Source organism: Alphaproteobacteria bacterium, assembly GCA_025800285.1.
In the GTDB taxonomy this organism is placed as follows: domain Bacteria; phylum Pseudomonadota; class Alphaproteobacteria; order JAOXRX01; family JAOXRX01; genus JAOXRX01.
Genome location: JAOXRX010000063.1, coordinates 14,443 through 27,901, shown reverse-complemented (window position 1 = coordinate 27,901; position 13,459 = coordinate 14,443). Strand labels below are relative to the sequence as shown.

Sequence of the window (13,459 nt, the reverse complement as noted above, 5' to 3'; positions counted from 1 at the left end):
TTATTTATTCCCTTTGTTTTCATAAGTTGTTATAACTTTTGTTCCATCTTTTACATACTCATGACCAACGGTGATTATTGTGAAGTTGTCAGGTAGTCCGTTTAACCATAATCTTTCATTTTCATCTGTTAGGAAGTTTGCAGGGATAAATTTAACAATATTATCTTCTGTTACAGTCATTACTCCGATTTCTCCAACATCATTTAAAACGATAAGAGCAGGAGAAATGCTATGAGCATTTAAAGTTACAACATCTACTCTAATTGTACAGGTAAGCCCTTCAGTAATTTTATTATCTTCGTTAGGTATAGCAACTTCAAATTTATATGTTCTAGTAGCTTCGTCTGCAGAGGATGCAATGTAAGTTATTTTACCTTGAACAGTTTTATTAGATAGTATTACAGTTGCATTGCTTCCAACTTTTACATTTTCTCTAATGTTTTCTGAAAGGTATCCTACAGCTTTAATAGGGTTTAAATCTACTATTTTAGCTAAATCTGTGCCAACTCCAACATAGTCGCCCACTTCAACAAATCTATCCTCTATGATGCCATTAAAAGGACTTTTGATCTTTGTGTGTTCCAAATCTAATTTAGCACTTTCAACATCAGCAGTAGCTTGTTCTAATTCACTTTTTGCTAAAGCTACAGCAGAGTTTGAGGTTAGCTTTTTTTCTTGTAATTTTAAGCGAGCTTTATAATTTATTTTTTTAGCTTGTAAGTTTGACATAGCTTTTTCATAAGTGCTTTTTCTTTCATCAACAGCTAAACTAATTAAAGATGTGCCTTCTTTAGCAAAAGCTCCTTTGTTGAAGTCTATTGATTCGACTCTACCAGATGTCTCAGATTTTATTGTTACAGTTCTATGAGATTTTGTTTTCCCTGCAATAGATACATTTTGAATCATTTGTTCAGAAGTGATGTCCATAACTCTAACTGTTTGGAGTTTGTCTCCGCTTTCAGCTTCCTTTTGAGCTATTGATCTTGAATCAATGCTTTCTTTGTTGGATAATGCTCCGCTGAGCATCCATAGTGTTGTTATTACTGCAACTATAACAGCTATCTTATGAGACTGTTTCATGTTTTTGAATTTTGTCATGTTATCTTACCTATATATTTTTATTTTGTTTCATTATAATATTTAGCAAATTAGAAAGTTAATGTCTAGCTTTTTTTGATTAAAAAAAACTTGACTTTTTTTTGTTTTATTGATATAAATTTCTCCAAGCTCGTGTCTCAAAGAGTTTAAGTAATAGATTTACTAATTTTTTAGCGCTTATAAAATTGGTAAGTAATTAAAGAAAAAGGAAACAAATAATATGGCTCATCATAAGTCAGCTAAAACAAGAATTAAAAGAAACGAAAAAAGAAGAGTTATCAATAAAGATAGAAATTCTAAAATCAAAACAGCTATCAAGAAAGTTCTTGCTGCTGTAGAAGCTAAAGATAAAGCTCAAGCAAGTGAAGCTTTAAAAGTTGCTCAAGTTGAAATCTCTAGAGGTGCTACAAAAGGTGTTATGCATAAGAAAACAGCTTCAAGAAAAATCTCAAGATTATCAAAAAGAGTTAAATCTTTAGGTGTTGCTAAAAAAGCTCCAGCTAAAAAAGCAGCTGCTAAGAAAGAAGAAAAATAATAATTTTTTCGTTTATACTAAATAAGAATCCCAGATTATCTGGGATTTTTTATTTACTTGACATGATTTAGTTAAGATAATATAAATATAAAAATAGGAGAATAATTTTTTATGAAAAAAGTTCATTTTATAGGTGTAGGTGGGTCAGGTTGTGCTGGGTGTGCAATGATGGCTCTTAATGCTGGCTATGAGGTTTCTGGTTGTGGTATAGATTTAAACTCTTCATATTTAGATCAAGTTAAAGATACTGGTGAAATTGAATTATTTGAAGGGCATGATTTATCTCATGTTAAAGATGCAGATATAGTTGCTTGTTCGCCAGCTGTTTTAGGAAAAGGTATAGAAGAAGTTGATTATGCTTTTAAAGATGGAAAACTTATGAAGTGGCAACATTTCTTAGGTGATTTTGTAATGAAAGATAAAAAAGTTATCGCTATTTGCGGAACTCATGGTAAGACATCTACAACTTCAATGTTAGGAACTTCTTTAGAAAATGCAGGAGTTGATCCTTCAGTTTTTGTTGGAGGGGTTGTCCCTAAATGGGATAAAACTATTAGAGTAGGGCAGTCAGATATTTTTGTTATTGAAGCAGATGAGTATGATAGCAACTTTATAAAATATGCTCCAGATGTAGTTATATTAAACAATGCAGAGATGGAGCATCCTGAAATTTTTGATAGCGAAGAAGAATATATGGCTATCTTTGAAAACTTTCTAAGAACAGTTAAAGAAAACGGAACAATTATAGTTAATTTAGATGATTCTGGTTGTTTAAAGTTAATAGAATCTGTTCAGGATTATATAGTAGAAAACAAGATTGAAGTTAGAGGTTTTACTATAACTGGGGAAAGTAAATATGCTTGTGAAAAGGTATATGATGGTTTGATTATTGCTAATAACTCAGGTAAGAGAACTTTTGAACTAGAAGGTAATCTAATTAATATGAATGTGGTTGGAGATTATAATGTGAGCAATGCTGTTGCTGTTTTGGCGGCATCAGATGTTATTGGTGCTGATATTTCAAAAGTAATTGAAGGTATAGAAAATTTTGAAACAGCTAATAGAAGAATGCAAGTTATTAAGAATTATGATAATGGTACAGTGATTATTAATGATTATGCTCATCATCATACTCAAGTTAAGAATGCTCTAAAAGCTGCAAGAGAAATGAGTGATGAAAGAAAGCTGGTTGCAGTCTTTGAAGCTCATCAAATATCTAGGTTAAATAATCACATGCAAGAGTATGCAGATGCATTAAAGATTGCAGATAAAATTTATGTAACTCCTGTTTTTGTAGGTAGGGAAGCTGGAAAAGCTCTGCCAGATATGCAAAAGTTTTTAGATATGATAAATCATGACAATGCATTTTTTGTAAATGAAGAACCTGAAGAGGTGGCAAAAATTGTTTCTAAACAAATAGAAGATAATGCTTCAACTGTTGTTGTTATGGGAGCGGGTAAATCTCATATAGTCGCAAACAATCTTTAATATTTTTTTAGATAGTAATTAATTAAAAAAGAGGATGTTTTTATAACTATCCTCTTTTTTATTTTTAATTGACAGAAGTAGTTCCCATAAAGCCATTAATATCCTCCATAATATTAAGACCTTTGTTTGTACTAACTATAAGTATATCGTCATTGCTATACTTATAAACAGAAGAGCAACCTGTTAAAAGCGAGGCTGCTAATGCTAGATTTATTTTTTTCTTTTTAATTAAATTTTTCATTATTGCATTGTATCACAAAATAGTTAATAAAAAAAACTAATTTTTCTTTATTTTTGCTACAAAAAAACCATCTGTATTTGTTCTATATGGAGAGCTTTGAAATGTTCCTTGATTTTCTCCGACAAATTCATTTTTAATTTCACTTAATTCAAAATCTGAATGTTTTTCTAAAAATAAATTGACCACATTTTGGTTTTCTTCTTGGAATAATGAACATGTAGCATAGTATAAGAAACCATTTTTCTTTACTAATTTAGAGGCTCTTTCTAGTATTTCCAATTGAGTGCTAGTTATAGATTTTATATCTATTGGTTTGATTTTCATATCAGGATTTCTTCTCCAAGTTCCTGATCCAGAGCAAGGAGCATCTACTAAGACCTTGTCCATTTTTTCTGTGTTCCTATGTATCCATTTTTTAGAGGTTTTATCTAATAGCTTTGTAGAAGTATTTTGAACATCAGATCTTTTAAACCTTTGTTTTGCTCTTTTTAATTTTCCTTCAAAAATATCACAAGCAGTTATTCGCCCTTTGTTTTTCATAGTTGCAGCCATTGCTAAAGTTTTGCCTCCAGCTCCAGCACAGAAATCAACAATCTTTTCCCCTGGTTTTGCATCTACAATCAGAGCTATCAATTGAGATCCTTCATCTTGAACTTCAATTTCTCCATTTTTAAATTCAGAAAGCTCATTAATATTGATTCTTTTCTTCATTCTTATACCTACAGGAGATAGAGGAGTAGGTGATGCTTCTTTTATTTTGTTTAATATATCTTTTCTATCTGTTTTAATAAGATTGACTCTTAAATCAAAAGGAGCTTCTTTTTGCATTGCCATAAGCTCATTATTTAAATCTTCTTCATTTGAGAATGTTTCTTTAAATAATTCCCAATATTCATTAGAGCACTCTAGTTTTGCTTGTAAAGGTATCTCTTTTGAGGTTAAAGATTGTTTTTTTAAATTTTTATATAACTTTTCTGTTTCTGGATTTAACCTAGAAAAAGAATATGGCCCACCATCAAATATTTCTTTGTAGTCTTCTTGTTGTAATGCTGAATCAAATAATACAAAATAAAATGTGCTAGGCTGTATAGAATATCTTTCCATAAGCCATAATATCTTAAACCAATTTCTTAAAATTCTATAAAACCTGTTTAGTATAGCTTTTTTATCTTTAGATCCTATGTATTTGTTTGCACGAAAATATTCAGATATAACTTTATCAGCAGGTTTAACTCTTGCATCTTTTAAAATATCAGATGTTGTTTTTGCTCTTGCAGATTCTCTCATTTATTCACCTTTAAAGCCAGTTGCAACTATATATATCTCAACAGAGTCTTTTCTGCTTGAGTCAGGTTTAAAGTGTTTTATAACTTCAAAATCATGTTTTAATTGATCAAGAAGCTCTTTTTCTGCTCCACCTCTAAATAATTTAGCGACAAATGCTCCGTCTTTATTTAGAACTTGTCTAGCAAAAAAATATGCTTTTTCTACTAAAGCTGTTGTCTTTAAATGATCTGTTTGTTTGTGCCCAGTTGTGTTAGCGGCCATATCACTTATAACACAGTCAACTTTTTGACCTCTAGGCATTTTTGATAGAATTAAATCAATAGCTTCAGGCTTCATGAAATCTTGTTGTATTAAAACAGCTCCTTCAATAGGCTTTGTTTCCAAAATATCTACTCCAAGAACGAACTTTGCATGCCTTTTTCCAGCATATTGACACCATCCCCCTGGGGCACAACCTAAATCAATAACTGTTCCGCCTTTTTTAATTACTTTGAATTTTTTATCTATTTCTTCAATTTTAAAATAGGCTCTTCCACGAACTCCCATTTCTCTTGCTTTTTTTACATAAGGGTCATTAAGTTGTCTCTCTAACCAAAGCTTAGATGATATTTTTCTACCTCTGGCAGTTTTAACTTTTTGTTTTAATTGGTTTCTTGATCTTGCTTGTTTCATGATTCTTCTATTCTTATTCCTTATTTTAGTTATTGCATATTGTATAACATAAGCATTGTTTTGTCTAGGTTTAATTGTTTTATTTTTTTATAATAAAATCATTGAGATAATACTATTAATATGATATATTACTCTTGTACTTTATCAAGCTTTAATATTCTATCTGCTTTTTTAGCTAAGGCTTGATTGTGAGTAGCAAATAAGCAAGCCATTTTTTGTTCTTTACATAAAGTTAATAACAAATCAAAGATTTCTTTTGCAGTCTTCTTATCTAGATTACCTGTAGGCTCATCAGCTAATAAAATTTTTGGTTTATTTGCTAAAGCTCTAGCTATAGCAACTCTTTGCTGTTCTCCTCCAGATAATTCTGCTGGTTTATGATTTACTCTATCCGCTAAACCTACAGAGCTTAAAAGCTTTAAAGATTTTTCTTTTGCTTCTTTTTTAGTCATTTTAGATATTATCATTGGTATCATAACATTTTCAAGAGCGGTAAACTCACCTTGTAAGTGATGGAATTGATAAACAAAACCAATGTTTTCTCTGCGGATTTTAGTTTTATAGCCATCACTTTTTTTGAATGTTTTCTTGTTAGCGATTAATACCTCACCAGATTTTTGTTTTTCAAGTAGTCCTATTATGTGCAGTAGAGTCGATTTACCTGCTCCACTTTGAGCCATTAGTGCAACTGTTTCACCACTGTTAATCTCAAAGTTAACATTGTTTAAGACATCAATTTTTGCTCTACCTTTACCAAAGCTTTGGAATATGTTTCTAATTTCTATAATTTTACTCATATCTCAATGCCTCCACAGGATCTATTTTTGATGCTTTCCATGCTGGGTATAAAGTAGATAGTAGAGATAATGTCAGAGCTATTATAACTACGGCTATTACTTCATTGTAATTAACCTTTGCTGGTAATTGAGATAGATAATACACCTCTGCAGAGAATAAATCCTTACCAGATATTTTGTTTAGGAATTGTTGTATATTAGATATGTTATCAGTTATGAATAAGCCTAAAGCTAACCCTATAAGTGTTCCTGAAACTCCAATAGCGGATCCTGTCAAAAAGAATATCTTCATGATTGAGTATTTTGTAGCTCCCATTGATTTCATGATAGCAATACCTTTGTTTTTATCTTTCACTAGCATTATCATGCTGGATATAACATTAAATGCTGCTATTAATATAATCATTGTTAATATTAAGAACATAACATTTTTTTCTACATTAAGAGCATTAAAATAACTAGAATTGATATCTTTCCAAGAAAGTATTCTAGTATGGTTCCCAATTTTTAAGCTTAGGTCTATCATAGTTGGTCTAAGATTTTCATAATCTTCCACCATTACTTCTATATATTTAGCTTGATGGTCTTTCATGTTGAAAAAACTTTGAGCAGTCTCTAAAGGTATAAATACAAAGTTTGCATCATATTCATACATGCCTATATCAAAAATTCCCGCAATTTCGAATGTTTTCATTCTAGGCATTATGCCGAAAGGAGTTTTTGCTCCTTTAGGAGATATTAAAGGTAGTTTATCGCCAGTACCTAAGTTTAAATTATCAGCAAGGTTCTTACCTATAAACACACCATCATCTTTAAATCGAGCTAGCTCTTCAGAAGATATGCTTTTACTTAGAGTCTTTTTTCGCATAATATCAGAGTTTTTCATTCCTCTAATCATTATTCCTTTAGCAGATCCATCTTGTTGAGTAACTAAAGCTTGACCGTCAATTATAGGGAATACATCTCTTACACTGTTTGCCTCTAAAGCTTTTTTAACTATTTTTTCATAATTATCTATATTTACAGAGTAACTAGAGTAAATAGATATATGTCCGTTTATTCCTAAGATTCTTGAAAATAGTTGTTCTCTAAAGCCATTCATTACAGACATCACAACTATTAAAGTTGCAACACCTAAAGCTATTCCAATTAATGAAAAAGTGGATATTAAAGATATAAACCCATCTTTTTTGGCCTTTAAATATCGACCTGCTATAAATCTTTCCATGTACATAATTTTAATATAGAGATGTTATTAATTAATTGCAAGTATTTAATAGAAAGAGTAAGGGTCTATATCAATTTGAACTCTTACTTTTTTATCTATGTTTGATGAATTGATCCAAAACTGTATGGTCTTTTGAGCATTTTTATTTTTATCTATTTTTATTAAATATCTTTTTCTATACTTGCCTCTTAATCTATATATAGGAGCTTCAGCAGGACCCAATATTATTATTCCTTCAGTTTTTGGGATATGAGAGGATAGTTCTCTGCAAGCTTGGTTTAATAAATTTTCGTCGTTGCAAGATACTATTAAAGAAGCAAGTTTACCATAAGGAGGTAGGTTTCTATCAGCTCTTAAAGCCTTTTCTTCTTCAAAAAAAGCTTCTTTGTCGTTGTTTTCTAAAGCTTGCATAAGCACTATATCTGCTTCATAAGTTTGAATTAAGACTCTACCTGGGAGATCATGACGACCAGCACGACCAGATACTTGTTGAATTAATTGAAAGTTTTTTTCTCCAGCTCTTAAATCTGCTGAGGCAATATCTCCATCAACTATACCAACAAGAGTAAGTTTGGGGAAGTTATGTCCTTTTGATATCATTTGAGTTCCTACAATTATGTCGTATTTATGTTGTTCTATTTCCTTAATTACACTTTGCAAATTGTTGTTTGTTAAATCACTCGAAACTGTTATTAATCGTGCGGCTGGTATAAGGGATTTTACTTCTTCAGAAATTTTTTCGACTCCTGGGCCACACATTACAAAAGAGTCTTTCTCATTACAAGAAGGGCAGGATTCAGGAAGTTTTTTTTCAAAACCACATTGATGACACATAAGTTTGTTAAACTTCTTATGAGATGTTAACCAACTTGTACAATAAGGACAGGATAATCTTTCTCCGCATTTTTTACATATTACTAAAGGTGAATAACCACGACGGTTTAAAAATAATAATGTCTGCTCTTGTTGATCAAAATTGTTTTTGATTGCGGTTCTTAGTGTGTCTGATAAAAATTCTTGAGTAGCAGTCTTTTCATCTTTCATATCTATAAGTTTTATATCTGGAAGCTTAGCTTCTCCATATCTGGATTTTAACTCTATGTGAAAATATTTTTCTTGTTCGCAGTTATAAACACTCTCTAGTGATGGAGTTGCAGATACCAATACACAAGGGAACTTGCCTATGTTAGCCCTAACTACGGCCATATCACGAGCATTATACATAAATACATCTTCTTGCTTATATGAATTGTCATGCTCTTCATCTACAACAATAAGTCCTAAGTTTTTATATGGAAGTAACAATGATGAGCGAGCTCCAACAATAACTTTAGCTTTCCCTGATATAATACCTTTCCAGGTTTTCCCTTTTTGAGCAGGTGATATAGATGAATGCCAAACATAAGGTTTTATACCAAAACGGTGCTCAAATCTTTCAATAAAACCTCCTGATAGAGAAATCTCAGGTAACATGATTAATACTTGTTTGCCTTTTGCTAAGACTTCAGAAATAGCCTCAAAATAAACCTCCGTTTTACCAGATCCTGTAATTCCATCAATCAAAGAAACAGAGAAATTATCACCTATGTTATCTAGTAGTTTACTTGTTGCTTTTTTTTGATCCTCTGATAAGTCTTTACCCGATATTGTTAAATCAGGTTTAGGGAAATTTAATTCTCTAATTTGTTTTTCTTCTTTTAATACATTAGCTTTTAATAGCCCTTTTATAACAGAGTCTCCAACTGAAAGTTCCTCCATTATTTCTTTCGCAGTTAATCTTTCTTTGCTTTTTATTAGCTCTATAGTTTTTACTCTAGATTGTGTTTTTGTTATAGATTTAAATTCTTCTTTCCAATTATCAGATAAGCTGTATTTGTTAATTGTTTTGTTGGATTTATTCAAACTCGCAGAGCTTATAAAGCTTTTAAATATCAATCCTATCGGCGACAAGGTATAGTTTGATATCCACTTTATGAACTTTAAGTTATATTCACCAATGTTTAAATTGTGTTTTACAGATATATTCTTCAATTTATTATAAGTTGAGGTGCTTTCTCCAATAACTAAAGCCGTTACTTTTTGTCTGCCAAATGATACATTTATAAGATCTCCCGCTAACAAGCTTTCTTCACTCTTGTATGAAAAAGAGGAGTTAAGAGCTAAAGGGACAATTACATCGTATATCTTCATGGTTTTATTCTTTTATTTATTTTTTTATATTTAAAATTTTACATTTTTAATTTTTTATTGTATAACACTTAATAATCTTTTTTACAATCGAAAAAAGAATTAAATTAGAAATATCTAGGCTTTAAAGTTAAGGAATATAAAGGTATTAACAAAATTGGAATATTTATATGATAAAAACAATAGATAAGTATATTTTTAAACAGCTATTATTAAGTTTATTGTTGATGGCTCTTGTTTTTTGTGGAGCTATATTACTATCTCAATCTTTACAATTTATAGATATGACGGTTAATGAAGGAGCTTCTTTCGGAACATTTCTTCAATTAATCTTTTTTAGCCTGCCTAAATTCTTTATTGTTATACTTCCGATATCATTGCTTATAGTAACAATGTTTATATATTCTAAAATGATGGGAGATAATGAAATAGTAATTATGAAGTCTTCTGGTGTAAGTAATTTTAACTTATCTAGAGCTGCTGTTTTTCTATCTGTTATAACTGCTCTTTTGGTGTTTGCTTTAGATGGTTGGGTTGCTCCTGCATCAAAAGAAAAGATTGATATGATAAAAGTAGATATAGTTGAAAATCAAACAGCTGTTTTATTGCAGGATAAAATATTTAACGACTTAGGTAATGGTTTGAGTGTTTATGTCGAAGCAAAGCAAGACAATGGTAATTTAACAAATGTATTTATTAAAGATGCGAGAGAAAAAGGTAATGAAATGTTTGTAACTGCTAAATCGGGAGCAATTATAAATGACGATAAAACAATTTCTCTTACTTTAGTTGATGGTATGACTCAAATATTTAATGAGAGCGATGGTGGCTTGGATAAGCTTGAGTTTAAGCAATATACTGTAGATTTGAAAGATAAAAAGCCAAATAAAAATAAAATATTTAAATTTATAAAAAAAGATGCTGATGAAAGGAATCTTATAGAGCTTATTAAGTCTGTTAATGTTGAAAAAGATGATGATTTGAGAACAGGTATTATAGGTATTTTACACTATAAGTTATCAGCTCCATTTTTAACAATTAGTTTCATCTTGATAGCATTAGCATTTATACTCGGTGGAGTTTTTAGAAGAACTGGTTACTCTAAAAGAATGGGAGCTTGCTTTTTGATAGTTTTAGTTTTACAGTCTGGAGCTATTGGTTTGTCCAATTTTTCAAGAACTAATGTATGGGCTTGCTCATTGATGTATTTATGGGCTATTATTCCAGGTTTAATAGGTGTTTATTTTATTTGCAGAAAGAAGGCTAGATAATGCTTAAAAAAAGTCAAACTTTGTCATTATATATAGCTAAAAAATTCTTACTTAATTTTTTAGTTGTTTTTGCTACTCTTTTAGCAATAATTTACATGTTTGATACTATAGAGTTAATTAGAAAAGCTAGTAAAATTGAAACAGATGTTCCTATGAGCATTATTTTTAAAATGTCTTTATATAAATTGCCAGATGTAGGACAAACTTTATTCTCATTTGCAATGCTCTTTGCAGCGATGGTAACTTTTTGGAGGTTTACCAGAAACTATGAGCTTATAGTAGCTAGATCTTTTGGTATGTCTATATGGCAAATATTATCACCAGCTATAATGGTTACATTAATTGTAGGTTTGCTTAGAGTAGGTGTTGTCCAGCATTATGGATCTACAATGTTAAAGAGATACAATCAATTGCAGACTGAATATTTAGGTAAATCAAAAGGGAAGATAAATATATCTTCAGCAGGGCTTTGGTTTAAAGATGGGGATGATCATTATGATTGGATTGTAAATGCTGAAAGTATAGAGAATAATTCTTTAAATAATGTAAAAGTTATGTATTTTGACAAGAATTACAACTTTGTTAAAAGGCTGGATGCTGAAAAAGCGATATTGGGAGCTAAGAGGTTAGAACTCCTAAGTGTATGGGTTAATGAACAAGGATTTGATAAAGAATTCTCATATAGAAAGGTGATACCATCTAAAATAAAAGCAAAAGATATAGAAGAGATTATGATTGATGATCCTCAAATATCTGTTTGGAATATGCCTCATTATATAAGGATTGTTAAGAATTCAGGCCTTGATTCAAATAAAATTCAAACTAATTTCTTCTCTTTGCTATTGCAACCAGTTATGTTCTTAGCATTGGTTTTGTTGGGAGTTAGTTTTTCCTTAACCATACCTAGAAAAGGCGGAGTGGCAAAAATTATAGGTATAGGTATATTTATATCTTTTTCTGTCTTCTTTTTAAACGAAGTTGTTGTGGCTTTAGGTGTTGGAGGTAAGATATCTCCATACTTAGCGGCTAGTATTCCATCTCTTATCTCTCTATTTATTGGTATATTGATTTTATTAAAAAAAGAAGATGGATAAAAATATTGACATAGTAGAAAAATGCTCCTAGACTATTAATAGGAAGGAGGATGTTTTTATGAAAAAGAACTTTTTTAAATGGTTCTTCTTGTTGCTAGTTATAGCGGCTGTTATATCAGTAGCTGTTTCTAATGTCAGCAAAGATCAAACAAAACTTAGCAAAGATTACTCTTCAAATGTTGGATATATGCACAGTCATGAAGCTGAGGCATTATCTATGGACTCCAGTGTTGTTGTAGAAGAGGGATATGTTGTTTTGCAAGTAAATGGTTTCGTTTGTGAACTTTGTGGTAAAAAGACAAGAAAAGCCTTAAGTGAATTACCATTTGTAGAAGATGTTATGGTTAATATAGAAAAACAAACTGTAACTATCGCAATCAAAGAAGGTTTTGCTTTTGATGAAAACTTAGTTGTTAAAGCGATTAAATCTCATGGGTTTTCCCCATATATGATTTATAAAAATGTAGATGGTAAAACTATAGCAAGGGAAATATAGTTTTATGGTAAATAAAATTAAGTACAATAAGTTGGGGTGGTTAGTGCTTTTTACGACTACTTCAACTCTATTGTGTTGTGCTTTACCAATATTACTAGTTAGTTTAGGTATGGGAGCTGCTATGGCTGCAGTTGCATCTAATGCTCCTTGGCTTGTTTGGCTTACTATGCATAAATTATGGATATTTATAGTATCTGGTCTAGTATTAGCTCTAGCTTTGTGGTCTGTTTTTAGACCAGGGAGATCTTGCCCAATAGATAAAGAGTTGGGTAAGTATTGTAGTGCCGCTAATAAAGTAAATAAAATGATGCTGTTCATATCAATATTCTTATGGTTTGTAGGATTATTTACGGCTTATGTATTGCCAGTTTTTGTGTAATATCTTTTGATTTTGTTTGCATTATTCTCAAATAACTGTTAGTATTTGCGAAAATAACAAGAGGATAATATTAAATGAAAAAAACTTTACTTGCTATATTTTTTCTAATTTCAGTGGTTTGCAGCTCATATGCAAACTCTATGAGAGTAATTGCTTTTGTTAACGATGATATAATTAGCTCTTATGATTTCTCAAATAGAATTAGCTTGTCTTTAGTTAACTACTCTTTAGAGAATAATGAAGAAAATATAAAGAAACTATCTCCTGTTGTTATTAATGAGCTAATACTAGAGACATTGAAGAAACAAGCAGCTTTTAATTCTAATCTGTCAATATCAGAAGAAGAAGTTGATAATGCTATATTGAGTATAGCTAAGAGCAACAATATGTCAGAAGAAGACTTTAAGTCAAAAGTGTTTCAAAATAACAATATGAAAGATAGTTTTATTGAAAAGCTTAAATCTGATGTTTTATGGAATAAATATGTGAGTAAAACTATAGCTCCTAGGGTTAATGTTTTAGATAAAGAGATTGAAGATTATATAAGTAAAAATTCAGAAGAAGCTGATGAGTTAAATAAGGATAAAATAAAACAAATTTTATTTATGAAAAAAATAAACTTGTTACAAGAAAGAAAAATAAGAGACTTGAGGGATAGTGCTTTTATAGAGGTGCAATTATAATAA

At 30.4% G+C, this 13,459-nt stretch carries 14 protein-coding genes; 7 read left to right on the top strand and 7 right to left on the bottom strand.

The features are described from left to right. Nucleotides 1-1,098 (bottom strand): efflux RND transporter periplasmic adaptor subunit, encoded by a 1,098-nt coding sequence (locus OIF36_03995; protein ID MCV6599621.1) that lies wholly within the window; start codon nt 1,096-1,098, stop codon nt 1-3. 220 nt (nt 1,099-1,318) lie between these two features. Here OIF36_03995 and rpsT point away from each other — a divergent pair, with 220 nt between their 5' ends. Together rpsT and OIF36_03985 are read left to right on the top strand one after the other, a co-directional pair. After that, nucleotides 1,319-1,633 (top strand): 30S ribosomal protein S20, encoded by a 315-nt coding sequence (rpsT, locus tag OIF36_03990; protein ID MCV6599620.1) that lies wholly within the window; start codon nt 1,319-1,321, stop codon nt 1,631-1,633. 111 nt (nt 1,634-1,744) lie between these two features. Next, nucleotides 1,745-3,121 (top strand): Mur ligase family protein, encoded by a 1,377-nt coding sequence (locus OIF36_03985; GenBank protein MCV6599619.1) that lies wholly within the window; start codon nt 1,745-1,747, stop codon nt 3,119-3,121. A gap of 64 nt (nt 3,122-3,185) precedes the next feature. Here OIF36_03985 and OIF36_03980 read toward each other — a convergent pair whose 3' ends face one another. From OIF36_03980 to priA, 6 genes are all read right to left on the bottom strand, one after another. Next, a complete protein-coding gene (locus tag OIF36_03980; protein MCV6599618.1) occupies nt 3,186-3,362 on the bottom strand; it encodes a hypothetical protein in 177 nt (58 codons plus the stop codon). A 36-nt stretch (nt 3,363-3,398) separates the two neighbouring features. After that, entirely contained in the window at nt 3,399-4,649 is a 1,251-nt protein-coding gene (locus tag OIF36_03975; GenBank protein ID MCV6599617.1) for an RsmB/NOP family class I SAM-dependent RNA methyltransferase, read from the bottom strand. Beyond that, the gene (locus tag OIF36_03970; protein ID MCV6599616.1) at nt 4,650-5,321 is read right to left on the bottom strand and encodes an RlmE family RNA methyltransferase; all 672 of its coding nucleotides are present in this window, start codon (nt 5,319-5,321) and stop codon (nt 4,650-4,652) included. It abuts the gene before it with no gap. A gap of 128 nt (nt 5,322-5,449) precedes the next feature. After that, nucleotides 5,450-6,118 (bottom strand): ABC transporter ATP-binding protein, encoded by a 669-nt coding sequence (locus OIF36_03965; protein ID MCV6599615.1) that lies wholly within the window; start codon nt 6,116-6,118, stop codon nt 5,450-5,452. Further along, on the bottom strand, nt 6,111-7,346 hold the full coding sequence (locus OIF36_03960) for a lipoprotein-releasing ABC transporter permease subunit (GenBank protein ID MCV6599614.1): 1,236 nt from the start codon (nt 7,344-7,346) through the stop codon (nt 6,111-6,113). The genes OIF36_03965 and OIF36_03960 overlap by 8 nt, the downstream gene beginning before the upstream one ends. Before the next feature lie 45 nt (nt 7,347-7,391). After that, nucleotides 7,392-9,536 (bottom strand): primosomal protein N', encoded by a 2,145-nt coding sequence (gene priA / locus OIF36_03955; protein ID MCV6599613.1) that lies wholly within the window; start codon nt 9,534-9,536, stop codon nt 7,392-7,394. 167 nt (nt 9,537-9,703) lie between these two features. Here priA and OIF36_03950 point away from each other — a divergent pair, with 167 nt between their 5' ends. The 5 genes from OIF36_03950 (at nt 9,704) to OIF36_03930 (ending at nt 13,456) form a co-directional block, all read left to right on the top strand. Then, the gene (locus OIF36_03950) at nt 9,704-10,804 is read left to right on the top strand and encodes an LptF/LptG family permease (protein ID MCV6599612.1); all 1,101 of its coding nucleotides are present in this window, start codon (nt 9,704-9,706) and stop codon (nt 10,802-10,804) included. Then, entirely contained in the window at nt 10,804-11,898 is a 1,095-nt protein-coding gene (locus OIF36_03945) for an LptF/LptG family permease (GenBank protein MCV6599611.1), read from the top strand. Before OIF36_03950 ends, OIF36_03945 begins: the two co-directional genes overlap by 1 nt. A gap of 58 nt (nt 11,899-11,956) precedes the next feature. After that, a complete protein-coding gene (locus OIF36_03940; protein ID MCV6599610.1) occupies nt 11,957-12,394 on the top strand; it encodes a heavy-metal-associated domain-containing protein in 438 nt (145 codons plus the stop codon). 4 nt (nt 12,395-12,398) lie between these two features. Continuing rightward, a complete protein-coding gene (locus OIF36_03935) occupies nt 12,399-12,773 on the top strand; it encodes a hypothetical protein (protein ID MCV6599609.1) in 375 nt (124 codons plus the stop codon). Between the two features lie 74 nt (nt 12,774-12,847). Continuing rightward, the gene (locus OIF36_03930) at nt 12,848-13,456 is read left to right on the top strand and encodes a SurA N-terminal domain-containing protein (GenBank protein MCV6599608.1); all 609 of its coding nucleotides are present in this window, start codon (nt 12,848-12,850) and stop codon (nt 13,454-13,456) included. Nucleotides 13,457-13,459 lie beyond the last annotated feature (3 nt).

Coding starts and splice junctions, on each gene's coding strand:
- OIF36_03950 (MCV6599612.1), top strand. CDS start 9,704: ATGATAAAAACAATAGATAAGTATATTTTTAAACAGCTATTATTAAGT.
- OIF36_03970 (MCV6599616.1), bottom strand. CDS start 5,321: ATGAAACAAGCAAGATCAAGAAACCAATTAAAACAAAAAGTTAAAACT.
- OIF36_03930 (MCV6599608.1), top strand. CDS start 12,848: ATGAAAAAAACTTTACTTGCTATATTTTTTCTAATTTCAGTGGTTTGC.
- rpsT (MCV6599620.1), top strand. CDS start 1,319: ATGGCTCATCATAAGTCAGCTAAAACAAGAATTAAAAGAAACGAAAAA.
- OIF36_03980 (MCV6599618.1), bottom strand. CDS start 3,362: ATGAAAAATTTAATTAAAAAGAAAAAAATAAATCTAGCATTAGCAGCC.
- OIF36_03940 (MCV6599610.1), top strand. CDS start 11,957: ATGAAAAAGAACTTTTTTAAATGGTTCTTCTTGTTGCTAGTTATAGCG.
- OIF36_03945 (MCV6599611.1), top strand. CDS start 10,804: ATGCTTAAAAAAAGTCAAACTTTGTCATTATATATAGCTAAAAAATTC.
- OIF36_03995 (MCV6599621.1), bottom strand. CDS start 1,098: ATGACAAAATTCAAAAACATGAAACAGTCTCATAAGATAGCTGTTATA.
- priA (MCV6599613.1), bottom strand. CDS start 9,536: ATGAAGATATACGATGTAATTGTCCCTTTAGCTCTTAACTCCTCTTTT.
- OIF36_03960 (MCV6599614.1), bottom strand. CDS start 7,346: ATGGAAAGATTTATAGCAGGTCGATATTTAAAGGCCAAAAAAGATGGG.
- OIF36_03975 (MCV6599617.1), bottom strand. CDS start 4,649: ATGAGAGAATCTGCAAGAGCAAAAACAACATCTGATATTTTAAAAGAT.
- OIF36_03985 (MCV6599619.1), top strand. CDS start 1,745: ATGAAAAAAGTTCATTTTATAGGTGTAGGTGGGTCAGGTTGTGCTGGG.
- OIF36_03965 (MCV6599615.1), bottom strand. CDS start 6,118: ATGAGTAAAATTATAGAAATTAGAAACATATTCCAAAGCTTTGGTAAA.
- OIF36_03935 (MCV6599609.1), top strand. CDS start 12,399: ATGGTAAATAAAATTAAGTACAATAAGTTGGGGTGGTTAGTGCTTTTT.